Origin of the sequence: Paraburkholderia sp. J63, from assembly GCF_905220245.1 — a bacterium.
Taxonomy (GTDB): Bacteria; Pseudomonadota; Gammaproteobacteria; order Burkholderiales; family Burkholderiaceae; genus Paraburkholderia.
Genome location: NZ_CAJMZF010000241.1, coordinates 1 through 226, shown reverse-complemented (window position 1 = coordinate 226; position 226 = coordinate 1). Strand labels below are relative to the sequence as shown.

Sequence of the window (226 nt, the reverse complement as noted above, 5' to 3'; positions counted from 1 at the left end):
AGCTCCTCGCCGTCGCCTTCGCGCCGGTGTTCGACGCCGCAATCTCGCTCTTGAGCGATTTCACCTCTTTTTGCAGCGCATTCAGTTGCGCCTGCAGGGCCTTGATCTGATCGCTGGTCGAGTCCGCAAAGGCGAGCCCCGGCAGTGCCCCGGCCACCAGCAAACAGATTAGCTTCTTCTTCATCGAGATTCTCCTTATGGGTGTCGTTGTGGCAACGCGCCGGCG

General features: G+C 60.6%; 1 protein-coding gene. It reads right to left on the bottom strand.

From position 1 onward, the window contains the following. On the bottom strand, positions 1-184 hold a 184-nt coding region (locus U5775_RS39355), incomplete at its 3' end, for a DUF3138 family protein (RefSeq protein ID WP_322063489.1). Between the last annotated feature and the right edge of the window lie 42 nt (positions 185-226).